Genomic DNA, 23,754 nt, shown 5'->3' with positions numbered 1-23,754 from the left:
TCCTGGATGATCTCGGCCTTCAGGCGCTCCTCGGCATACATCTTCTTCAGGCGACGATTCTCCTCCTCCAGCTCGCGCAGTCGAGCCATTAACGAGGCGTCCATGCCACCGAACTTGGCGCGCCATTTGTAGAAGGTCGCCGAACTGATGCCATGCTCGCGGCACAGTTCAGGCACGGGGCTGCCGGCTTCGGCCTGCTTGAGGATGGAGATGATTTGACTGTCCGAAAAACGCGATGTCTTCACGCAAAATTTCCTTGATCCGATTAGGAGAAAATTCTACTTCTGACGAGCTCTGATTTCAGGGGGGATTACCTAGCCACTACAGGGTCAATAACTAATCTACACTAGTAGTCGTCAAAATCGGCGTTTGTCTGGATAAAGATCTACAATGATAAGTGCGATGGTGTGGACGTCTAATTTTATTTCGAGGGTAAACTTTATGATTTCATTTAAAGGACTTACAGCAACCGCTGCGTTGTTGGTTTTTCCTGCATTCGTGCTAGCGCATGGTGATCAAGGCTCATGGCAAGGGCATGGTCCTGGCATGATGATGGATCAGGAGCAAATGCAAAAGATGCACCAGAACTGGTCTCACATGAACCAGCTGATGCAACGCATTCCTGATGAAGCTTCACCGCAAGAACGGCAACGATTGATGCGAGAACACAGGGAGGCGATGCAAGAGCAAATGGGTTTTATGCATCACGGTATGATGGGCCCCGGCATGATGCGTGGACAAAACGGCATGATGGGAGGTCAGCACATGATGAACGGCGGCGGTACATCAAAGAATGGTGGTAGTCTGTCTAACGAGCAACAAATTCAGATGATGCAGGAGCGCATGGATCAAATGCAGCTGATGATGGAGCAAATGCTGCAATACCAGCAAAATCTAAAGGTAGAGTGATCGAGAAGCCTTCAAATACTTTTACTTAACAGACGCGTAGTAACTGGCGAGTTTGATAGGCTGAAGTTTGTGAAAACGGCGCAGTAGCTGGGTTTCGGTCTCAACGAAATCCCTGGCCTTTTACGGCTGGAAGATGGCGCTCTGGGCACCACTTCGAATGTTCGCTTTGCGACCAGAGCCACGGGCGGCCAATTTGTTGTGGCAACCTCCAGCTACAGTATGGGTATGGTGGTACGACCACTGCTAACTTTTAAGCACCCCCGAGGAAGTTGTCTTCATCTGTGCTCTCACTCGATCACATCGCTGGTCGTGAAATACCTCGGGTGAATCGTCGCTTGCGGCGAGAGGGCAGAGCCCTTGGAACAAGCGCTTCTATTTTTACACATGGAATTACACACTGTGTAGAAATAAAGAATGCCCCAAAAGGCGCTGCTCATGGGGCACTCACTCACTCACTCAGTGAAGTACATAAAGTTCACTATATACTCTACATAGCAGCCTTTTTTGTTTTCGTGTAGCAAGAAGCAGCGCAGCGAAGACTCGATCAAAGCCCCTTCATTGCCGTGCGCGCCTGCGCGTTCAAGGGCTCGGGACTCAGCCCGGTAGGGCCGATCTCAAGGGCAAAGCGCGCACCGTCAACCAGGGGCACAAAGCGCACCTCAAAGGCATCAGCCTGCACCAGGCTGTGGCTTTCCAGGCGATCGGCCCAGACCCACAGGTCCCGCCAGGGCGGCGTCGGGTTGAAGTTGGCGGACAGCGCACTACCGGCATCACGCTGTTGCTCCAGCGCGATATAGCGCCCCAGCAGGCGATGCATGCGGTACCCGTCCTGCAGGCCGATCAGACCGGCCAGCCCATGCCAGCGCAGCACCTCCACTTCCAGCTCCCAGAGGTCACCGCTCAAGCGCACCCGGCGCTCCTCTCCAGCCTCGGACAGCACCGCCTCATATTGCTGGTTACCCACCTTGCTGAAGGTCAGGGTGCCAGCCGTGGTACGCGGCTCAATCACCTTGAAATATTGCAGATCCCAGGCCAGCAGCCCCATCACGGTCGCCAGCACCAAGCCCAGCAACAGCACATTGCCTTTCACCCAGCCCGCCAGCCAGCGCAGGTGCCAGCCATAGCGTACGACCAGCAATACCAGGAGCGCTGCCAGCACGGCAGCGATCAAGGCCAGTCCGAAAAATTGCATACCCAGCAACTCCTTGCGCAGCTCAGGCGGGAACAGGGGGAACAGGCGCGCCGTCAAGCTCGGCCAGATAACAGTCCACCAGCCAGCGCGAAATGGTGCCCTTGGGAGGCAGGCGTGGCAGGTCGTCAACCGACCACCAATGCGCCTCTTCAATCTCGCCGGGCTGCGGGACAATCTCGCCGCTGACATACTCGGCGTGAAACCCGAGCATCAGCGAATTGGGGAAGGGCCAGTTCTGGCTGCCCAGATAGCGCAATTGGTCGACTTCCAGATTGACCTCTTCCTTGACCTCGCGGTGCAGGCACTCCTCCGCAGACTCGCCCGGCTCGATAAACCCGGCCAGAGTGCTGAAAAAGCCCGGCGGAAAGTGCGGTGCGCGGGCCAGCAGAATCTCCCGACCACGGGTAATCAGCACGATGATGCAGGGCGCCAGCTTCGGGTAGTCACGGCGTTCACAGGCCCGGCATTCCATGGCCCGCTCGTCCTCGCGCGGCTGCATCGCGCCGCCACAGCTGCCGCAGAAACGATGACCGCGATACCAGGCATCCAGTTGCTGAGCTACACCCAGCAGGCGAAACAGGGCGTCATCCACCTGACCAATCAAGGTGTACAGGCGGTGCCAGCTGACGCCGGGCATATCCAGCGTATTGCTCAGGTGAATCAGTTCACAGGGCCGACCGTCGACATGGCCCAGCATCAGGCGGTGGCCGGTATCGCCAAAGTACATTACCTGATCCGGGTCGAGCAGCAGGCGCCCCTCGAACATGGCGAACTGGTTCTGGTGATAGACCACGACTACCCCCTCAGAGGCGGCCGGTTGCAAGCGGGTGGCTGGTTCAAACAGCCGGAAAGATCTCATGCAGAGGGGTTCCCCGATACGGCGTAGCCGAGCTCAGCCAGGCTTTCCTCCGCCAGCGCCAGTACATCGCCGGTCGCGACGGCGGCGCGCTCGGCCGACTCGAGATAAAATTCAATGCTGGTCAAGGCATCGGCCAGCACTTCCAGTTGCGCATCCTGCGGCACCTGCTTGCGCTCAAGCATGGTTTCACGGATAAAGCTGGCAGCCATGTGAATTACATTGGCGGCACGTGTCATGCCGAGGAACACCAGCCCACCGCGCACGGTTTCCAATGACGGCGGTACGTTAAGCAGGTGCATGGCATCGTTACCGGATTCCATGTAGGCGGTAATAGCCCGTTTGGCCAGCGCCAACCCGGCCTGCGACTCCTCGATCAGGACGATGCGTGCTTCCTTCAGCTCCAGCGGCTCACCGTAGCCATTACCGTCGGCGGCAGCCATCTCGCCTTCATCACCCGCCGCGTCCAGCCGGTTAACGGCTGTTTCCGCCCGCAGCACCGCATCGGCCACCTGCTCCAGTGCTGCAATGTCACCATTCTCCCAGCGGCTGAGCTGGGCGGCAGCGGCCTTGATTCCGTCGGACTCGGCACGAATGTCGAGCATGTTCAGGGTTTTCCACAGACGCTCGAGGCTGCCATTAAGGGTTTCCAGCGACTGCTCAGGATCACCGGCGTTACGCGCCAGCAGATCCAGCAGATCCTTGATGGCAGTGATTTCTTCGCGCAGCGCTTCGGCAACCGAGTGCATCACATCAATGCCGGGGCCGCGCAACCGCGCGAACGCGTCCTGAATCTCGATTTCGGTGAAGCCCGGATCGGGCAACTGGTAAGCGCGGGCCACGTCCTGGCAGCGCATGCAGCTGGAGTCAGCCAGGGCTACCAGATACAGCAGTTCACGCAGCAGCGCGTCATTGATCTGCACGTCATGCGACGCAGCATGGCGCTTGATTTCACGGTCAAGCTGGGAAAACAGGCGCTTGCGCGCCGGTGTCAGCTCAAGCCCGGCCTGCTCGACTGCCTCAAGCGCCGCGCCTGCAACCCAGCACAGCGTAGCCATACGGCTGCTCATGCAGGTTTCAAAGCGCAGCAGCGCGCGCTGCATCAGCGGCGTGGCAGCCGCAGCGTCTTCGCGCAGCAGGCTCAGCAGCCCCAACTGATACATTTGACGCAAACGGGCGAAGGTTTTCGGGTTCGGCGCCTCTGTTACACCGGGGCGCAGATTCAGCGGCAGGCCCGCCACCGGCAGAGGATAGAAATGACTGTCTGGCAAGGGCGCTGCGCCGCTGCGATGACGGCGTAGCTGGTTGATCATCGGCAGCAGCAACTCCGGGCGCTCACTGCCAGCCTGGCGCGCCTGGTCCAGATACCGCTGCAGCAAGAACAGCGCATCACACAGCGCAGCCAGCGGCTCGTTACGTTGCTCGCCCTCGTGCACCGGAATATCGGTGGCCAACTCGATCATCTCGTCGAGCAGTTGGGCCGCCCCCTTGAGCTCGATCAGCGCCAGGGTGCCACGCAGCTGCTGCAGGCCCTCTATGGACTGCTGTAGCAGGCTGCCATTTTGTCTGTCTTCCAGAAACTGCTGCAGGAGATCCTCTACTTCACCCATGCTGGTGAAGAGTTCATCCCTGACAAGATCTAGCGACGTGCTACCGGTTAACATAGCTATCAGTCCCCCACCGTCCCTGCGCTGAGCCCTGGCCGATCAGTCGGCAAACTCTGGCGTTTGCTTGCTCATGTGTGCCATCACTGCGTTCTTGAGGTCGTCGGACTGCAGCATGGCTGCATTCCAGGTCGCAATATAATTGAGACCCTCCTCGACACTGTGGTCGCGGCTGAAGCGGATCATTTCCTTGGTGCCGCGAATGGCCAGTGGTGACTTGCTGGCGATCTCTTGCGCCAGTTCAAGCACGCCAGCCAGCAATTGTTCGTGATCCGGCCAGGTGCGGTTGACCAGGCCAATGCGCGCGGCCTCGGCACCCAGTACCGCACGGCCGGTGTAGGCCATCTCCCGCATCATGCCATCGCCGATAATGCGCGGCAATCGCTGCAAAGTGCCTACGTCGGCAGCCATGCCCATGTCGATTTCCTTGATGGAAAAGTGGGCATCTTCGGTGCTGTAACGCATGTCACAGGCCGTAATCAGATCAATGGCGCCACCAATGCAATAGCCGTGAATCGCGGCGATAACCGGCTTGCGGCAGCGGTCAATAACGTTGAATGACTCTTGCAGCTTCAAGACGTTACGGCGAATGGCCTCGGCCTTGCGCCCGATATCCGGGCTCATGCCGGCAGCCGCTTCAGCCAGCATTTGCAGATCGATACCTGCGGAGAAGTGTTTGCCCGCACCGGAAATCACCGCGCAGCGGATTTCGGGAGTCTCGTCAACCCAGTCGAACAACTGGATCATCTCTTCCCAGAACGCGCGATTCATCGCGTTGATCTTGTCTGGACGGTTAATCTGGATGTGAGCCACCTTGCCCAGTTGCTCCACCAGCAGTGTCTTGAACTCCGGCATTTTCAGACCTTCTTTTTTTGAGGATGCGCCCGGCAACCGACCTGAACATGATCCAGGTCAGATACTGCTACCAGACGAATAGAGTAACGTGACTATAACAAGCCGACAGGCAAACACCATAACCAAAAACTCAGCAAACTCGCCTAAGATACTGAAAATGCGACTTGGTGAGGCCTCCTGCGCCCTCCCACCCCGCCCGGGACCAAAGACCCCTGCAACACCGACCATCGAGGGACCACATCACACGGCAATTTGCGGTAAGCTTCCGGCGCCTCGGTGAGAGTCCGTCGAACAGGCCACTGACCCAATCCAGCGTTCTGTTCAACGCACTTTCCCACTTGAAACAGGACTTTCACCATGTCTGATGCCCTTCTCCCGGCATTGGCGCAAAACTTTCTCGGCCAGGCGCCGGGCTGGTACAAGCGCACCATTGTCGCCTTTCTGCTGCTCAACCCGATCGCCATGTGGCTGCTCGGTCCTTACCTGACAGGCTGGCTGCTGGTGGTGGAGTTCATCTTTACCCTGGCCATGGCGCTGAAGTGCTACCCGCTGTTACCGGGCGGCCTGCTGGCACTCGAGGCACTAGTTATCGGCATGACCACGCCGGATGCGCTGTATCGCGAAGTGCTGGGCAACTTCCCGGTCATCCTGCTGCTGATGTTCATGGTGGCCGGCATCTATTTCATGAAGGATCTGCTACTGCTGACCTTCACCAAGCTGATCCTGGGCGTGCGCTCCAAATCGGTGCTGGCCTTGCTGTTTTGTCTGGTCGCCGCGGTGCTCTCTGCCTTTCTCGATGCACTGACGGTAACAGCCGTGATCATCACGGTCGCGGTCGGCTTTTACGGGGTTTATCACAAGGTGGCTTCAGCCGGCCCCGGTGACGGCAGCACCCTCGACCCGGACGAAGACCCGCGCCACCGCGAACACCTGGAGCAGTTCCGCGCCTTCCTGCGCAGCCTGCTGATGCACGGCGCCGTGGGTACCGCCCTGGGCGGCGTATGTACGCTGGTGGGCGAACCCCAGAACCTGCTGATAGCAGGCGTCGCGGGCTGGGATTTTGTCGAGTTCTTCCGGCTGATGGCGCCGGTCAGCATGCCGGTACTGGCCTGTGGCCTGCTCACCTGCCTGCTGCTGGAGAAGACCTGCTGGTTTGGTTATGGCGCCCGCTTGCCACGCCCGGTACGCCGGGTGCTGGAGGAGTTTGCCGCCGCCGAGCAGGCCAAGCGCCGCAGCCCGCAACGTGCCGCGCTCTTGATCCAGGCGCTGGCCGCTGTACTGCTGGTCATCGGTCTGGCCCTGCACCTGGCCGAAGTCGGCTTTATCGGCCTGATGGTGATCATTCTGATCGCCTCATTCAACGGCATTATCGACGAGCACCAGATCGGCAAATCCTTCCAGGAGGCTCTGCCCTTCACCTCTCTGCTGGTGGTGTTCTTTGCGATTGTCGCGGTAATCCACGAACAGCACCTGTTCAGCCCCATCATCCATGCGGTGCTGGCCCTGCCGCCGGAGCAGCAGCCAAGCATGTTCTTTATCGCCAATGGCGTGCTGTCGATGATCAGCGACAACGTATTCGTCGCCACGGTGTACATCAGCGAGGTCAAGCAGGCACTGGATGCCGGTGAAATTACCCCGCTGCAATTCGAACACCTGGCTATCGCCATCAACACCGGAACCAACCTGCCGAGCGTGGCAACACCTAACGGTCAGGCAGCCTTCCTATTCCTGCTGACCTCAGCCATTGCACCGCTGGTGCGCCTGTCCTACGGCCGCATGGTGTTTATGGCGTTGCCTTATACGCTGGTACTGGGTGGGGTGGGGTTGTTTGCGGTGACGTATTGGTTGTAACGATTGCGCCGCAGGGTGGATTGCTTTTCGCCTTTTACGGCGAGCCAAGGAGGGCTGCTTGCCCAGCCCCCCTTAGCGATCCCCCGGGGCACCCGACTACGCGGCCCTTCGGGTTCGCTGCGTTGCTCGGGCTAGCGGGGGTCGGCAGAACTCGTCGCTGCGCTCCTCAAACATGCTGCCGCCCTATTTCCCGCCATCCCTGCGCTACTCGCCCGCGTAAACGGGACAGAACTCGGTGCACACCACACCAACAGAGAGCCAGTCAGAGCGACTAGGTTTCGCTTTTCCCCGCCAAACCTAAAAAAACATCACTGCAAAGGTTACTGCTCCGGGGCGCCGCGCCAAAAGGCAAAGCCGGCTGATTTTTCCAGCGCGTCTAATCGGGCTTCGTGGGCCTGCAGCTCGGCGTCACTGGCGCGCAAGACCTGCAACTGCTGGCGCAGCGCCGGGTCGATACGGCGAATGGCGCTGGCCGTGTCGCCGCCCTCGCCGTCGCCCTGGCCGTTGGCAGCCAGAGACAACGCCGTTTGGCCACCGGTCATGGTCAGGTAGACGTCGGCCAGAATCTCGGCATCGAGCAAGGCGCCGTGCAGGTCACGCTGGGAGTTGTCTACGCCATAACGCTTGCACAGGGCATCCAGGCTATTACGCTGTCCCGGGTGCTTCTCCCGCGCCATCGCCAGGGTGTCCAGCACCGAGCAGTGCTCTGCCACAACCCCGTGCCCGCGATTGAGGCGAGTCAGCTCGCTGTCGATAAAGCCAACGTCAAACGCAGCGTTATGAATCACCAGCCGCGCGCCGCTGATGAAGTTCATGAAGTCATCAGCAATATCGGCAAAGAGCGGCTTGTCGGCGAGAAACTCGCTGGAAATGCCGTGCACCGCCTGGGCGCCTTCGTCGATCTCCCGCTGGGGGTTGATGTAGACGTGATAGTGCCGCCCGGTCAGGCGGCGGCCAATCACCTCGACACAACCGATCTCGATAATCCGATGCCCTTCCTTGTGCTCGATACCCGTTGTTTCGGTATCCAGTACCACTTCACGCATGCGTTAACCCTTCCGTTCACTGAGGATGTACTGCACACCCATGTTGGCCAGCTCGTCGGCCAGTTCATTCTCGCGGTGGCCGGTATGGCCGCGCACCCAGCGCCACTCCACCTCATGCTGGCTGACCAGCGCATCGAGTTGCTGCCAGAGATCGACGTTCTTTACCGGCTGCTTGCTGGCGGTTTTCCAGCCGCGTTTTTTCCAGTTAGGCATCCACTCGCGCACGCCCTTCATTACGTACTGGGAGTCGGTGGTCAAAACCACCGACGCCGGACGCTTGAGCGCTTCCAGGCCACGGATGGCAGCCAGCAGCTCCATGCGGTTGTTGGTGGTTTCCAGCTCGCCGCCGTAGAGGCGCTTTTCATGCTCGCCCAGCCGGAGCAGCACGCCCCAGCCACCCGGGCCGGGATTGCCCTTGCAGGCACCGTCGGTAAAGATTTCAATCGCTTGGGTCATCGGCCATTCCGTTTATGCGCCCGCCGGCTGCCGGCTGCCAAAGGCGGCATCACCAGCGCAGGGAAGACCCGGCCGCGCTCGCGCTGCGGCGTGGCGCCGAGCATCTGGCGGCGCGCCAGCAGGCAGTAGAATCCGCCGCCAGGCAGCCCGCCGCGCTGTCCAAAGGATTCCAGGAAAGCCAGGCGCCGCAACCAGGTCGGCGATGCAAGCGGCGGACGATAACACCCATCCAGTCGTTTCTCCACCGCAAACCCCAGCAGCTCCAGCCAATCCTCCAGCCGCGCCGGGCTGACAAAGCCGGCCTCGCCAAACCAGTCCCGCCCCAGGTAGTGTTGCCAGCCCCAGGTACTCAGCGGGTTGAAGCCAAAAATCAGCAGATGACCGCCAGCCCGCACCGCCTGGCTGGCCTCGCGCAGAAGCGCGCGCGGCGACAGGCTGAAGTCCAGACCGTGGTGCAATACCACTACATCCAGCGCCTGCGGTGCAAAGGGCCAGTGCGCCTCCTCGGTCGCAATGCTTTCGCCCTCACCGCTCATATCCAGCAGCCAGCAATGGCGCAGCACCCGCACCTCCGGCGTCAACAGCTCTGGCGCCAACCCGTATTGCACCAGATGCTGGCCAAAGCACGCAGACAGCACCTCACGCTGCACCTGTCGCTCGGCGTCCAGCAGCATGCAGCCAGCCGGCGACGCCAGCCACTGGCGCGCCTCCTGCACCAGGCGCATCAGATCAGCCTGACTGATTGACCCTGCAGCCTCACCGCGTGCCATGCTATCTCCACCGGGGTGCCACCCCGCTCCGTGTATTTGCCCGAGTACAGCACATCGGGATCATGCAATGGTAGGCTGCACCATGGTCGACAATGAAACCAAGAATTTCCTGAGGAATAGCCTGCCCATGTCCACCTTTATCGCGCTACCGGCGTTCAATGACAACTATATCTGGCTGCTGATCGACGAGCAGCGACATCAGGTTGCCGCGGTCGATCCGGGTGACGCCCGCCCTGTCATCACCTGGCTGGGGCGCAACCCCGAGTACAGCCTCAGCCATATTCTGGTGACCCACCACCACCCAGACCACGTCGGCGGTATCAATACGCTGAAGGCTGGCACCGAGTGCCGCGTCTGGGGCCCAGCAGACGAGAACATCCCAGGCCGCGACCGCGCCCTGGCCGACGGTGACCGGGTGCAGCTGTTTGGTCTGGAGCTTGAGGTCATCGCCGTACCCGGTCACACCCTGGGCCACATCGCCTTTTTCTGCGACAACGCCGGCGACCCCTGGTTGCTCAGCGGCGACACCCTGTTTGCCGGTGGCTGCGGGCGCCTGTTCGAGGGCACCCCGGAGCAGATGCACCAGTCGCTCTCGCGCCTGGCAGCGCTGCCAGACAACACCCGCATTTACTGCGCCCACGAATACACCCTGGCCAACCTGCGCTTTGCCCATGCGGTGGAGCCGGACAACGCCGACATTCGTGTACGTCTGGAAGTGGTCGAAGAGCTGCGCGCTGCCGACCGCATGACACTGCCAACCGATCTGGCACTGGAAAAACGCACCAACCCCTTCCTGCGGGCCGAGTGCGACGCTGTGACGCAGGCCGCCAGCAAGCAGGCAAACCGCGCTCTGAAGCCGGGCGTAGAAACCTTTGCAACCGTAAGGTCATGGAAGGACAGCTTTTAGCCGTTGACCGACTAAAACCCCGCCCATAGAATCGACCTCATTTTTTTGGGGTCATACATGCGAATTACGGAATCTGCCATCTTGCCCAAATTGCTGTCAGCAGCCTCCCTCGGAGCGATGCTGCTGATCAGTGGCTGTCAAACCACCGACAGCCAGGGCTACCGGCAGACGGGGCAGCTCGACCAGCCCGTCGAGCCTCTTGTGACGTCTCCCTTCCCTGCTCCAATCGTTCCCCCCTCCGTTCGCGCCCCGATCCCCGAAGCCACCAAACCCCATACCCTCTGGGGCCGCATTCGCGCCGGCTTCACCCTTGACCCGGCCTCTATCGACAACCCGCGTATCGACCAGCAACGCATCGTGTTTGCCAGCCAGACACGCTATTTCGAGCTGACCTCCGCCCGTGCCCAGCGCTACCTCTACTACGTGGTTGAGCAACTTGACGAGCGCCAGATGCCGCTGGAACTGGCCCTGCTGCCCTTTATCGAGAGCGCCTACAACCCGCAGGCGATCTCCAGCGCCCAGGCCGCCGGCCTGTGGCAGTTTATCCCGTCCACCGGGCGCAACTTCTCATTGCGTCAGGACTGGTGGTACGACGGCCGCCGCGACATTACCGCCTCCACCGGCGCCGCGCTGGATTACCTGACCCTGCTCAACGGCTACTTCGACGGCGACTGGCTGCTGGCCCTGGCGGCCTACAACTGCGGCGAAGGCTGCGTTGGCCGTGCTATCAAACGTAATGAAGCCCTCGGCCTGCCAACCGACTACTGGAACCTGCAGCTGCCGCGCGAAACAATGAACTACGTGCCCAAGCTGCTGGCCCTGGCTCAGATCGTCGACAGCCCAACAGCTTACGGCACCGTACTGCCCAGCCTGGCCAACGAGCCCTACTTTGCCGGCGTGGCCATTGACCAGCAGATTGACCTGCACAAGGTCGCCGAACTGGCCGACCTGTCCACCGACGAGCTGCTCAGCCTGAACCCGGCCTTCAACCAGCGCGTAACCGCTCCGAACGGCGAGTACCAGTTGCTCATCCCGGTCGACCATGTTGAGCAGTTCACCGCCGCGCTGGCCAGCCTGCCTGCCAACGAGCGCGTCAACTACCAGCACTACCGCGTGCGCAGCGGCGACACGCTGTCCCAGATTGCCCAACGCCACCAGCTGAGTGTCAGCGTGATCCGTGACGTCAACGACATCAACGGCAGCCTGCTGCGCGTAGGCCAAACGCTGATGCTGCCGCAATTGGCCGGCAGCCCTGCCGCGCCTGCTACCAACACACTGGCGGGTGCCGACTCGCTGCGCTACCGCATCCAGCCCGGCGACAACCTCTGGACCATTGCCCGTGCCCACGGCACTACGGTCAATCGCATCAAGCGCGACAACAACCTCAGCAGCAACGGTCTGACCGTCGGCGAAACGCTGGTACTGCAGACCGGTGGCACCAGCTCTGGCGGCGATGCGCGCCGTGTGGCCTACACCGTGCGCTCCGGCGATTCGCTGTACACCATCGCCCAGCGCTTCAATGTCGATGTCGACAAGATCCGCGACTGGAACCAGCTGGGCCGCTACCTGCAACCGGGTCAGCAGCTCACCCTGTTCGTGCGCTGAGCACGTACTGATCAATTGCGCACGCCCTGCGGGGCGTTCAGGCAAGACAACATGCGGAATTAATCAGTGCATTCCTAAACACCGCGCCGGGCTTCCGCACGGCGTCGCACAATGGTAGCGTTGGCACCATCGCTGACGGCGCGCCGACACCAGCTGTCACTCGACGTGCAGCCAGGGCAATGCCGTCAGCCATCGGCCACCTTATCGTGCGGAATGTCATGCCCCTGCTGTCTCGAATGCTGTGCCTGGCGCTACTGTTTACCCTCACCCAACCCGCCTGGGCGACCCTCTACCGCCAGCACGGCTACTCGCTTTACGGCCAACCCAAGTACCCCGCCAATTTCGAGCACCTGGACTACGTCAACCCTGACGCGCCCAAGGGCGGCACCTTGCGGGTCATGGGCAGCGGCACCTTTGACACACTTAACCCGTACACCCTGAAGGGCACCAGCCCGATCAATACCGGCGACTTTGGCCAATTCGGCATCAGCGAACTGAACGAGCCGCTGATGGTGGGCAGCGGCGTTTACGACCCCTCCGGTGACGAGCCCTACTCAGCCTACGGCCTGATCGCCGAAAGCCTGGAGTTTGCCGACAACCGCAGTTGGGTGGTATTCAACCTGCGGCCAGAGGCGCGCTTTCACGATGGCGAGCCAATCACCGCCGAGGACGTGGCCTTCTCCTATCGGCTGCTCAAAGAGCAAGGGCACCCCAACTACCGCTCGGTGCTGCAGGATGTAAGCCGCATCGACATTCTGGGTGAGCGGCGCATCCGTTTTGTCTTCAACCGCCCCGGCAACTCGCTGCTGATCCTGCGCCTGGGTGAGCTGCCGGTGCTGCCAGCCCACTACTGGCAGGGGCGCGACTTTGCCAGCACCACCTTTCAGGCCGGTCTGAACAGCGGCCCGTACCGCGTCAGCAGTGTGGACCCGGGCCGACGTATCAGTTTTCAGCGCGTAGAGAACTACTGGGGCCGTGACCTGCCGATCAACCGTGGCAAGTACAACCTCGACCGCATGGAAGTGGAGTTTTATCGCGACAACAGCGTCGCCTTTGAAGCCTTCAAAGCCGGCGAATTCGACATTTACATCGATCACAAGGCCAGCAACTGGGCCAACGCCTATGCCTTCCCTGCGGTGACCAACGGCGAGGTAATCAAGCGCGCCGTGCCGCATGAGATCCCCAGTCCCACCCAGGCCATGTTCTTCAATACCCGCCGCACGCCCTTTGACAGCCTGGCCCTGCGCAAGGCCCTGGGCATGCTGTTCGACTTTGAATGGTCCAACCGGGTGCTGTTCTACGATGCCTATCAGCGCTCAACGAGCTACTACCCCAACAGCCCCTTCAGCGCCACCGGCATCCCGGCGGGCCAGGAGTTTCTTTACCTCTCGCCCTTTCGCGATCAGCTGCCGCCGGAACTCTTTCTTGAGCCATTCAGTCTACCTGTGACCGATGGCCGGGGAATTCCCCGCGACACCCTGCGCCAGGCGGTGGAGCTGTTTGCCGAAGCGGGCTGGGAACTGCGCCGCGGGCGACTGGAAAACGATGACGGCGAGCCACTGAGCTTTGAAGTATTACTGGTGAACTCAAGTCTGGAACGCATCCTGCAACCCTATCGGGCAAACCTTGCACGCTTGGGCATCGACATGCAGATTCGCACCGTGGACCGGGCGCAGTACAAGGCACGGCTGGATCAGTTTGACTACGACATGATCCTCACCACACTGCCCCAGGGGTTGTCGCCGGGGCTGGAGCAGTTTGGCTATTTCCACTCCAGCCAGCGCAACGTCAAGGGCAGCCGCAACTATGCGGGCATCAACAACCCGGTGGTCGACCAGTTAGTCGAGCGCCTGGGCGCCGCCAGCAGCCGCAGTGAGCAGGTTGCCGCCGCACGCGCCCTCGACAGAGTATTACTGTGGCAGCACTATACGATTCCGAACTGGTATATCGACTACCATCGCATCGCCTACCGCAGCTGGCTCCGCACCCCGGAGATTCCACCCTACTCGCTGTCGATCCGCAGCTGGTGGCAGGCGCCGGCGCAACAATAGAAGAACAAGGGACCTGAATGCGACTCTCGTTGAAATCCTGCAGCCTGGCGCTGCTGATGTGCGCCGCAGGCGCCCTGCAGGCCGCACCACAACATGCCGTTACGCTCTATGATGAGGCACCCAAGTACCCCGCCGACTTCACTCACTTCGATTACGTCAATCCGGACGCGCCCAAGGGCGGCACACTGAGACTGTCCGGCTTTGGCGGTTTCGACTCGCTGAACCCCTACATCAGCCGCGGCACATCTGCCGAGCAGCTTGGCCTGATCTACGACACCCTTACCTTCCACTCACTCGACGAGCCCTTCACCGAATACGGGCTGGTGGCCGAAAGCATCGAGAAGGCCGAGGACGGCAGCTGGGTCAGATTCAAGCTCCGCCCCGAAGCGCGCTTTCATGACGGCGCAGCGATCACCGCCGACGACGTGGTCTTCACCTTCAACACCCTGATCGAGCAAGGCGCGCCCTTCTATCGCGCCTACTACGGCGATGTGGATAGGGTCGTCGCCGACGACCCACACAGCGTCACCTTCCACTTCAAGCACAGCGGCAACCGTGAACTGCCGCTGGTGCTGGGCCAACTGCCGGTGCTGCCCAAGCACTACTGGGAAGGTCGCGACTTCAGCAAGGGCTCGCTGGAAGCGCCACTGGGCAGCGGCCCCTACCAGATTGGTCAGGTGCGCCCCGGTCGCAGTGTCAGTTTTGAGCGAGTGAAAGACTATTGGGCCAAAGACCTGCCGGTGCAGCGCGGCTTTTACAATTTCGACCGGATCGTCGTCGACTACTACCGCGACGGCAACGTCACGCTGGAGGCCTTCAAGGCCGGCCAGTTCGACTTCAACCAGGAAATGGCCGCCAAGAACTGGGCAACCGGTTACAGCAGCCCCGCCCTGAGCGCCGGCCGGATCATCAAGGAAGAAATCCCGAACAACAACACTCAGGGCATGCAGGGCTTTGTCTTCAACATGCGCAAGCCCTACTTCGCCGATGCCCGGGTACGCCAGGCCATCGCACTGCTGTTCGATTTCGAATGGTCGAACGCCAAGCTGTTCCATGGCGCCTACACTCGCACCACCAGCTACTTCGACAACTCTGAACTGGCTGCCCAGGGCGAGCCCGACGCTGACGAGCTGGCATTACTTGAGCCCCTGCGTGACCAGTTGCCCGCCAGCGTTTTTGGCCCGGTCTGGACGCCCCCGAAAACCGATGGCAGCGGCACCATCCGTGATCAACGTCGCGAAGCCTATGCACTGCTGCAAGAGGCAGGCTGGCAGATTGTCGACGATCAACTGGTCAACGCCGACGGCGAGCCCCTGCAGTTTGAATTCTTGCTGGTACAGGCCGAGTTTGAGCGCGTGCTGCTGCCGTTCAAGCGCAACCTGGCCTCGCTCGGCATCAATATGGAACTGCGCCGCGTCGATGTATCGCAATACATCAACCGCCTGCGCTCGCGTGACTTCGACATGGTGGTCACCAGCTTCGGCCAGTCCAACTCACCGGGCAATGAGCAACGGGAATACTGGCACTCCTCCAGTGCAGACAACCCGGGCAGCCGTAACCTGATGGGCTTGAAAGACCCGGCGATCGACACCCTGGTTGAGGGCCTGATTCAAGCCGACTCGCGCGACTCACTGGTCACCTACACCCACGCCCTGGACCGCGCGCTGCGCTCGCTGCACCTGGTCGTACCCAACTGGTACACCAAGGTTTATCGCGCCGCCTACTGGAACAAGTTCGGGCACCCGGAGCAACCGCCGAAGTACGACCTTGGGCTCTACACCTGGTGGGTAGACCCTGCCAAGGATGAGCGCCTGCGCAGCGAGCAGGAGCAAGTGGTGGAACCACAAGCCAGCGCCGCAGACACCGCAGGCGACGCCGCGCCAGAGGCCGAATAAGCATGCTTGCCTACATTATCCGTCGCCTGCTGCTGATCATCCCGACGCTGTTCGGCATTTTGTTGATCAACTTCCTGATCATCCAGGCCGCGCCCGGCGGGCCGGTCGAGCAGATGATTGCCAACCTTGAAGGCTTTGAGGGCAGCGCCACCAGCCGAGTTGGCGGCGGCGGCAGCGAAGTCGCCAGTGGCGGCAACTATCGCGGCGCGCAGGGGCTGGACCCGGACATCATCGCCGAGATCGAGCGCATGTACGGCTTCGACAAGCCCGCCCATGAGCGTTTCTGGCTGATGATCAAGGGCTACCTGCAGTTCGATTTTGGCGACAGCTTCTTTCGCGACGCCAAGGTGACCGATCTGATTCTGGAGAAGATGCCCGTCTCCATTTCGCTGGGGCTTTGGACCACCCTGCTGACATACCTGATCTCCATCCCGCTTGGCATTCGCAAGGCCATCAAGCACGGCTCTGCTTTTGATGTCTGGACCAGTTCGCTGATCATTGTCGGCTACGCCATCCCCGGCTTTTTGCTGGCGATCCTGCTCATCGTGCTGTTTGCCGGCGGCAGCTATCTGGACTGGTTCCCGCTGCGCGGGCTGACCTCCAACAACTTCGAGCAGATGAGTACCGGCGAGCAGATTCTCGACTACTTCTGGCATCTGGTACTGCCGATCTTTGCCATGGTGGTGGGCAGCTTTGCCACCCTGACCATGCTGACCAAGAACTGCTTTCTCGACGAGATCGGCAAGCAGTACGTGGTTACCGCCCGCGCCAAGGGCCTGTCCGAGCGCCGCGTGCTCTACGGCCACGTATTCCGCAACGCCATGCTGCTGATCATTGCCGGCTTCCCGTCGGCGCTGATCAGCATCTTCTTCACCGGCTCGCTGCTGATCGAGGTGATCTTCTCTCTCGATGGCCTGGGCCTGCTCGGCTTTGAAGCGGCGATCAACCGCGATTACCCGGTGATGTTCGGCACTCTCTACATCTTCACGCTGGTCGGTCTGGTGGTGAAGCTGATCGGCGATATCGCCTACACCCTGGTCGATCCGCGTATCGACTTTTCCAGCCGGGAGGGTTGATCCATGCGTCTATTCAATCTGTCCCCGCTCAATCAGCGCCGTTTTGCGCGCTTTCGTGCCAATCGCCGCGGCTGGTGGTCGCTACACCTGTTCATGGTGCTATTCGTGCTCAGCCTCGGCGCCGAACTGATTGCCAACGACAAGCCACTGGCCGTGGGTTATCAGGGCGAGCTGTACTTTCCGGTGTTCAAGCGCTATCCCGAGACAGCCTTTGGTGGCGAGTTTCCGATCGAGGCTGACTACCGCAGCCCCTACGTGCAGGAGCTGATCACCGAGGCTGGCGATGGCTGGATGCTCTGGCCGCCCATCCCCTATCACTACGACACCATCAACTACGACCTGCAAGTGCCTGCCCCGGCGCCGCCTTCGGCGGATAATTGGCTGGGTACCGATGATCAGGCGCGAGACGTGATGTCGCGGGTAATCTACGGCTTCCGCATCTCGGTACTCTTTGCCCTGACGCTGACCATTTTCAGCTCGATCATCGGCGTCATTGCCGGTGCGGTGCAGGGCTTCTACGGCGGGCGTATCGACCTGTTCGGCCAACGCTTTATCGAGGTCTGGTCCGGCCTGCCGGTGCTCTACCTGCTGATCATTCTGGCCAGCTTCGTGCAGCCCAACTTCTGGTGGCTGCTGGGCATCATGCTGCTGTTCTCATGGATGGCACTGGTGGATGTGGTGCGTGCCGAATTTCTGCGGGGGCGCAACTTGGAGTACGTGCGCGCTGCCCGCGCTCTGGGCGCCAGCAACCAGGTGATCATGTTCAGGCATATCCTGCCCAACGCGATGGTCGCCACCCTGACCTTCTTCCCCTTCATTCTGACCGGTGGCGTCATCACTCTGACCTCGCTCGACTTCCTCGGCTTTGGCCTGCCACCCGGCGCGCCATCACTGGGTGAGCTGATCGCCCAGGGCAAGAGCAACTTGCAGGCGCCCTGGCTGGGGATTACCGCCTTTGTCGTGTTGTCGCTGATGCTCAGCCTGCTGGTGTTTATCGGCGAAGCACTGCGTGATGCCTTTGACCCAAGGAAATGAGATGAGCGAACAACCTTTGATCAGCATCCGCAATCTCAGCGTGGCCTTTCGTCAGGGCGATGACAGCGTCTTGGCGGTCAAGGATGTCAGCTTTGATATTCAGCCCGGCCAGACCCTGGCGCTGGTCGGTGAGAGCGGCTCGGGCAAGTCGGTAACCGCGCACTCCATTCTGCGCCTGCTGCCCTACCCGCTCGCCTCACACCCGAGCGGCAGCATCGAGTTTCACGGCAATGACCTGCTCAAAGCTGGTGAAAACCAGCTGCGCAAGGTCCGCGGCAACCGCATATCCATGATCTTTCAGGAGCCCATGAGCTCGCTCAATCCACTGCACAGCGTGGAGCGGCAAATTGGTGAGGTGCTCGCCCTGCACAAGGGGCTGAACAAGGCGCAGGCGCGTGAACGCACGCTGGAGCTGCTGGAGCTGGTGGGCATTCCGGAGCCGCGCAAGCGCCTGGGCGCCTATCCTCATGAACTGTCCGGCGGCCAGCGCCAGCGTGTGATGATCGCCATGGCACTGGCCAATGAACCGGAGCTGCTGATCGCCGACGAGCCGACCACCGCACTGGATGTCACGGTACAGCTGAAAATCCTCGAACTGCTCAAGGAACTCCAGCAAAAACTCGGCATGGCCATGCTGCTGATCAGCCACGATCTGAACCTGGTCCGCAAAATTGCCCACCGGGTATGTGTCATGTATCGCGGTGACGTCGTCGAAGAGAACGATTGCGCTACTCTGTTCAGCAAGCCGCAGCACGATTACACCCGTCAGCTGCTGGCTGCCGACCCCAGCGGAGAGCCGGTGCCGGTCGATCCGAATGCAGACGATATTCTGCGGGCGGAGCAGGTGCGGGTGTGGTTTCCGATCAAAAAAGGCGTACTGCGACGTACCGTTGATCACGTCAAGGCGGTCACCGACATCAGCTTCAGTCTGCCCCGCGGGCAGACCCTGGGCATTGTCGGTGAAAGCGGCTCGGGCAAAACAACCCTGGGCATGGCGATTCTGCGGCTGATCGACAGCCAGGGCCTGATCGAATGTGACGGCAAGCGCCTGGATGGGCTTGGCCAGCAGGAAGTACGCCCACTGCGCCGCGAGCTGCAGGTGGTGTTTCAGGACCCGTATGGCAGTCTGAGCCCGCGCATGTCGGTCGGCCAGATCATCAGCGAGGGGCTGGAGATTCACCGCATCGGCAATGAGGCAGAGCGCGAACAGATGGTGATTCAGGCCTTGCAGGAAGTCGGCCTGGATCCGGAGACCCGACACCGCTATCCGCACGAGTTTTCCGGCGGCCAGCGCCAACGGATCTCGATTGCCCGGGCACTGGTGCTCAAGCCCAAGCTGATCCTGCTGGATGAGCCGACCTCGGCACTGGATCGCACGGTACAGGGGCAAGTGGTAGAGCTGCTGCGCAGTCTGCAGCAGAAGTACAATCTGACGTATTTGTTTATCAGTCACGACCTGGCTGTGGTCAAGGTTCTCAGCCATCAGTTGATGGTGATCCGCCAGGGCGAAGTAGTAGAACAGGGACCGGCAGGCGACATCTTCGCTTCTCCGCAGCACGCGTATACTCGTCAGCTGCTGGAAGCGGCCTTTGCCCTGCCGCAAACCGATAACAGGGCCGATACGGCCATGCACTAAACAGGAAAGCACTATGGGATTTCTCAGCGGAAAGCGCGTACTCATCGTTGGCGTAGCCAGCAAACTGTCCATTGCCTCCGGCATCGCCGCCGCCATGCACCGCGAGGGCGCCGAACTGGCCTTCACCTATCAGAACGAAAAGCTGAAAGGCCGGGTTGAAGAATTCGCTGCCGGCTGGGGCTCCGGTCCTGAGCTGTGCTTCCCCTGCGATGTGGCTGATGACGCCGAAATCGAACAGGTGTTCGTCGAGCTGGCCAAGAAGTGGGATGGCCTGGATTGCATCGTTCACTCCGTTGGTTTCGCCCCCGGCGACCAGCTGGACGGCAACTTCGCCGAAGTCACCACCCGCGAAGGCTTCCGCATTGCCCACGACATCAGCGCCTACAGCTTTGTCGCCCTGGCCAAGGCCGGTCGCGAGATGATGAAAGGCCGCAACGGCAGTCTACTGACCCTGTCCTACCTCGGCGCTGAGCGCACCATGCCCAACTACAACGTTATGGGTATGGCCAAGGCCAGCCTCGAAGCCGGTGTTCGCTACCTGGCCACCAGCCTGGGCCCGGAAGGCACCCGCGTAAACGCCATTTCTGCCGGCCCGATCCGCACCCTGGCCGCTTCCGGCATCAAGAGCTTCCGCAAGATGCTGTCGCACAACGCCGCGCAAACCCCGCTGCGTCGTAACGTCACCATCGAAGAAGTCGGCAACGTCGGCGCCTTCCTTTGCTCCGACCTGGCCTCGGGCATGTCCGGTGAAATCACCTACGTTGACGGTGGCTTCAACATCACCGCCATGGGTGGTCTGGAAGAGTAAATCGCCGCTATTTGCGGGAAAAAAACCGGGCGCCTCAGCCCGGTTTTTTTGTGCCCCTGCCCCCGCAACATTCGAGGCCAAGAGCACGGGTGCAATGCAAAGCAATCAGTCGTCCGAGGTCGCGCCAATCTTGTGGATCGACAGGTCGGCGCCCTGGTATTCCTCTTCTTCGCTCAGACGCAGACCGGCGACCGACTTGATTACGCCGTAGACCAGCAGACCGCCGGTAAAGGCCACCACCACACCGGCCAGCGAACCGATCAGCTGCGATATAAAGCTCACACCGCCCAGACCGCCGAGCGCCTCGGTGCCGAAGATACCCGCCGCCAGGCCGCCCCAGACGCCGCACAAACCATGCAGCGGCCAGACACCCAGCACGTCATCGATCTTGAAGCGATTCTGGGTCAGGATGAAGGTCCAGACAAACAGACCACCAGCCACCGCACCGGTCGCCAATGCGCCCAGCGGGTGCATCAGGTCGGAGCCTGCGCACACCGCGACCAGACCGGCCAGCGGGCCGTTATGAATAAAGCCCGGGTCAGCACGACCTACCAGCAGCGCCACCAGCGTGCCACCAACCATCGCCATCAACGAGTTCACTGCCACCAGGCCACTGATGCCATCCAGTGTCTGCGCAGACATCACGTTAAAGCCGAACCAGCCGATGGTCAGAATCCACGCACCCAGCGCCAGGAACGGAATATTGGACGGCGGCATGGCAACCACGTGGCCACCGCGATAACGGCCGTTTCGCGCCCCCAGCAGCAGCACGGCGCCCAGGGCAATCCAGCCCCCTACCGCGTGCACAACCACTGAGCCGGCAAAGTCATGGAAACCGGCCCCAAAGGTCGCCTCAAGCCAGCCCTGGAAGCCGTAGTTGCCGTTCCAGACAATACCTTCGAAAAAGGGATAGACCACGCCCACAATCAGCAGCGATGCGCACAGCTGCGGAGCAAACTTGGCGCGCTCGGCGATACCGCCGGAGATGATGGCCGGAATCGCCGCAGCAAAAGTCATCAGGAAGAAGAACTTGACCAGCGCATAGCCGTTGTTCTGCGACAGCGTGGCGGCATCGGTAAAGAAGGTCGCGCCGTAGGCAATCCAGTAACCAATGAAGAAATACGCCAAGCAGGAAATGGCAAAGTCGCTGATGATCTTTGACAGTGCGTTGACCTGGTTCTTCTGCCGCACCGTACCCACCTCAAGAAAGGCAAAGCCGGCGTGCATGGCCAGGACCATGATCGCGCCCATCAGAATAAACAGGGTGTTTGCACCGTGAACCAGAGTTTCGACAGCGCTGTGCAGGTTTTCCATTCAAGCAGCCTCTTGCAAACAATTCGCACCCCATGTGTGCATGACGCATCAATACGCATACATTTGGTGCAATATCTCCCGAACAGCAAAATGCGTCGATGCAATCGGGTTTTCAGGGTTTATTTAATTTGTATTTATTTTTCATAGTGTTAGATGCAATCCTGATCACTTGCCGCAACAGCAAGGCACCAAGTTGGCGCGCAACCAAGCCTGCAACTCCCCTGATTAGTGCAATCGTCATACCAAAAGCGCAGAATCGTGCACTGCAAGCGCACAATGACAGCTTAAGGAAGCACTGATTAATTCCACACGCTCTCTGCGAGTGCTCAAGCGTGCAGATGCAAGGCGCGATGTGCAGCCAATAGCGGTTCTATTGGCAAACAGCGCAACGCAGCAGATGCATGCTTGAGCGCTCGCCCTGCGGGGCGTGCAGGCTGGGCCGCACTCTGCGTTGTGATTTCTCGACAGGTCCCGACATGCCTTCGAAATAACGCCTTGATTGCAGCCCAGCCTGAACGCCAGAGGGCATGTAGAATTAATCAGTGCTTCCTTAATGACAGCCACTCGGACCCAAAGTCCTTGAGCACGGCAGCATCCAGCTGCTTGGCTATAATCTTGCATACAGTCAGCGCCCGACGTCCCGACCCCGGAGAATGATGTGTTTACAGGCCAGCCACTGCCCTACTTCCAGCCCTTGATCGACACCGCCACTGGCCGCATTGCCGGCTACGAAGCCTTGGCGCGCCTGCGCGACGATGAGGGCAATGTCCGCAGCGCCGGCCCGCTGTTCACCGACCCGGCCACGCCGCAGGAAGACCTGCTGGAGCTGGACCGCAGCATCCGCCGACAGGCGCTGGAACGCTTCCGCGATACCCCCGAAGGGTTTCTCAGCCTGAACATCTCGCCCGCCTGGATCAGCCAGCTGCAACCGGGCAAGCCACTGCCCAGCCTGCAACTGCTTGAAGAAATGGGCATTGCCAGTGATCAGGTGGTGTTTGAGATCACCGAGCTGCAGGGCAGCATCGAGCAGCTGCGTGAAGTCGTGCAACGCTACCGCGCCGCTGGCATTCGCATCGCCATTGACGACTTTGGCGCCGGCTACTCCATGCTCGACCGCGTACTGGCGCTGGAGCCCGACATCCTCAAGCTGGACATCCAGCTGTTCCGTCAGGCGGCCGCCGGCAACGGCAACAGCGGCGACTTTGTACGCGCACTGGCCCTGATGGCAGAAAAGAGTGGCTGCTGGATCATCGCCGAAGGGGTGGAGACAGAGCAGGAGCTGCACTTTGCGCTGGAGTGCGGCGCCCGCTACGTGCAGGGCTACCTGTTTGGTCAGCCGGCGGAGAACTTCCTGCCCAGCGAAGCCGTACAGCAGCAGTTCTCGCGGATGCGCGATCATTACGTTCACGCCAAGCTGGCAGAGCGCGAAAAGCTGGCACACCTGCGCCGCTCACTGGCAGAGCTGTTTGCCGAACTGCGCCAATGGCTACAACAGGGCGCCCAACCTGCGCGCTTGCCCGACCCACGCAATTACCCGTGGCTGTTGCGCTGTTTTCTGTGCGACGCAGAGGGCACGCAGATCTCCCCCAACTTTGACTGGCGCGATGGCGCCTGGCAGACCGACCCTCGCTATCTGGACCACAACTGGTCCTGGCGGCCGTATTTCTATCAGATTCTGGCCGAGGCCGGCGAAGACAGCCGCGTGATCCTGTCCAACCGCTACCGCGACGCCACCACCAACCAGTACTGCATGACCTCCGGACTGTTCATCGACGATAGCCGCCACCTGCTACTGGTCGACATCGACGCCTCGGCGCTCTGAGGCCTG

At 60.7% G+C, this 23,754-nt stretch carries 20 protein-coding genes; 11 read left to right on the top strand and 9 right to left on the bottom strand.

From position 1 onward, the window contains the following. On the bottom strand, nt 1-245 hold a 245-nt coding region (locus BM116_RS17035; protein ID WP_139222369.1), incomplete at its 3' end, for a transposase. Between the two features lie 196 nt (nt 246-441). Between BM116_RS17035 and BM116_RS17030 the strand changes: the two genes are divergently transcribed. After that, nucleotides 442-909, top strand: coding sequence for a hypothetical protein (locus BM116_RS17030; protein ID WP_083729374.1), 468 nt, complete (start codon nt 442-444; stop codon nt 907-909). A 544-nt stretch (nt 910-1,453) separates the two neighbouring features. Here the strand turns inward: BM116_RS17030 and BM116_RS17025 are convergent. From BM116_RS17025 to BM116_RS17010, 4 genes are all read right to left on the bottom strand, one after another. Next, nucleotides 1,454-2,101 carry a hypothetical protein gene (locus BM116_RS17025; protein WP_083729372.1) on the bottom strand — a complete coding sequence of 216 codons (648 nt, stop codon included), beginning with the start codon at nt 2,099-2,101 and terminating at the stop codon, nt 1,454-1,456. Nucleotides 2,102-2,123: 22 nt separating this feature from the next. After that, nucleotides 2,124-2,960: an NAD(+) diphosphatase gene (nudC, locus tag BM116_RS17020; RefSeq protein WP_083729370.1), complete on the bottom strand. Its 837-nt coding sequence runs from the start codon at nt 2,958-2,960 to the stop codon at nt 2,124-2,126. Beyond that, on the bottom strand, nt 2,957-4,567 hold the full coding sequence (locus tag BM116_RS17015; RefSeq protein ID WP_083729368.1) for a FimL-related protein: 1,611 nt from the start codon (nt 4,565-4,567) through the stop codon (nt 2,957-2,959). The genes nudC and BM116_RS17015 overlap by 4 nt, the downstream gene beginning before the upstream one ends. A gap of 96 nt (nt 4,568-4,663) precedes the next feature. Further along, nucleotides 4,664-5,476 (bottom strand): crotonase/enoyl-CoA hydratase family protein, encoded by an 813-nt coding sequence (locus BM116_RS17010; protein ID WP_083729366.1) that lies wholly within the window; start codon nt 5,474-5,476, stop codon nt 4,664-4,666. A 357-nt stretch (nt 5,477-5,833) separates the two neighbouring features. Here BM116_RS17010 and nhaB point away from each other — a divergent pair, with 357 nt between their 5' ends. After that, nucleotides 5,834-7,327, top strand: a complete 1,494-nt coding sequence (nhaB, locus tag BM116_RS17005; protein WP_083729364.1) for a sodium/proton antiporter NhaB — start codon at nt 5,834-5,836, stop codon at nt 7,325-7,327. 320 nt (nt 7,328-7,647) lie between these two features. On the opposite strand, the gene dnaQ is transcribed toward nhaB, so the two are convergent. The 3 genes from dnaQ to BM116_RS16990 are packed head-to-tail and all read right to left on the bottom strand — an operon-like array spanning nt 7,648 to nt 9,599. After that, nucleotides 7,648-8,373: a DNA polymerase III subunit epsilon gene (dnaQ, locus tag BM116_RS17000; RefSeq protein WP_083728995.1), complete on the bottom strand. Its 726-nt coding sequence runs from the start codon at nt 8,371-8,373 to the stop codon at nt 7,648-7,650. A gap of 3 nt (nt 8,374-8,376) precedes the next feature. Beyond that, the gene (gene rnhA / locus BM116_RS16995) at nt 8,377-8,829 is read right to left on the bottom strand and encodes a ribonuclease HI (protein ID WP_083728993.1); all 453 of its coding nucleotides are present in this window, start codon (nt 8,827-8,829) and stop codon (nt 8,377-8,379) included. Beyond that, entirely contained in the window at nt 8,826-9,599 is a 774-nt protein-coding gene (locus BM116_RS16990; protein WP_083728991.1) for a class I SAM-dependent methyltransferase, read from the bottom strand. Before BM116_RS16990 ends, rnhA begins: the two co-directional genes overlap by 4 nt. 127 nt (nt 9,600-9,726) lie before the next feature. Here BM116_RS16990 and gloB point away from each other — a divergent pair, with 127 nt between their 5' ends. The 8 genes from gloB to fabI all read left to right on the top strand — a co-directional run bounded on the left by gloB (nt 9,727) and on the right by fabI (nt 20,612). Continuing rightward, entirely contained in the window at nt 9,727-10,506 is a 780-nt protein-coding gene (gene gloB / locus BM116_RS16985) for a hydroxyacylglutathione hydrolase (RefSeq protein WP_083728997.1), read from the top strand. A gap of 81 nt (nt 10,507-10,587) precedes the next feature. After that, on the top strand, nt 10,588-12,111 hold the full coding sequence (locus BM116_RS16980) for a LysM peptidoglycan-binding domain-containing protein (RefSeq protein WP_235846787.1): 1,524 nt from the start codon (nt 10,588-10,590) through the stop codon (nt 12,109-12,111). Nucleotides 12,112-12,329: 218 nt separating this feature from the next. Further along, nucleotides 12,330-14,162, top strand: a complete 1,833-nt coding sequence (locus BM116_RS16975) for an extracellular solute-binding protein (protein ID WP_235846786.1) — start codon at nt 12,330-12,332, stop codon at nt 14,160-14,162. Nucleotides 14,163-14,179: 17 nt separating this feature from the next. Further along, nucleotides 14,180-16,057, top strand: coding sequence for an extracellular solute-binding protein (locus tag BM116_RS16970; RefSeq protein WP_083728985.1), 1,878 nt, complete (start codon nt 14,180-14,182; stop codon nt 16,055-16,057). A 2-nt stretch (nt 16,058-16,059) separates the two neighbouring features. Then, a complete protein-coding gene (locus tag BM116_RS16965) occupies nt 16,060-17,133 on the top strand; it encodes a microcin C ABC transporter permease YejB (RefSeq protein WP_083728983.1) in 1,074 nt (357 codons plus the stop codon). Between the two features lie 3 nt (nt 17,134-17,136). After that, complete coding sequence (locus BM116_RS16960; protein WP_083728981.1) at nt 17,137-18,168, top strand: ABC transporter permease; 1,032 nt, start codon at nt 17,137-17,139, stop codon at nt 18,166-18,168. Nucleotide 18,169: 1 nt separating this feature from the next. Beyond that, nucleotides 18,170-19,804: an ABC transporter ATP-binding protein gene (locus tag BM116_RS16955; protein ID WP_083728979.1), complete on the top strand. Its 1,635-nt coding sequence runs from the start codon at nt 18,170-18,172 to the stop codon at nt 19,802-19,804. A gap of 13 nt (nt 19,805-19,817) precedes the next feature. After that, complete coding sequence (gene fabI, locus BM116_RS16950) at nt 19,818-20,612, top strand: enoyl-ACP reductase FabI (RefSeq protein WP_083728977.1); 795 nt, start codon at nt 19,818-19,820, stop codon at nt 20,610-20,612. Between the two features lie 105 nt (nt 20,613-20,717). Here the strand turns inward: fabI and BM116_RS16945 are convergent, their stop codons facing one another. Beyond that, nucleotides 20,718-21,926: an ammonium transporter gene (locus tag BM116_RS16945; protein WP_083728975.1), complete on the bottom strand. Its 1,209-nt coding sequence runs from the start codon at nt 21,924-21,926 to the stop codon at nt 20,718-20,720. A gap of 658 nt (nt 21,927-22,584) precedes the next feature. Between BM116_RS16945 and BM116_RS16940 the strand changes: the two genes are divergently transcribed. Next, a complete protein-coding gene (locus BM116_RS16940) occupies nt 22,585-23,748 on the top strand; it encodes an EAL domain-containing protein (RefSeq protein WP_083728973.1) in 1,164 nt (387 codons plus the stop codon). The last annotated feature ends 6 nt before the right edge of the window (nt 23,749-23,754 follow it).

Source organism: Halopseudomonas pachastrellae (assembly GCF_900114765.1).
Lineage (GTDB): Bacteria > Pseudomonadota > Gammaproteobacteria > Pseudomonadales > Pseudomonadaceae > Halopseudomonas > Halopseudomonas pachastrellae.
This window is presented reverse-complemented; position numbering and strand designations above follow the sequence as displayed.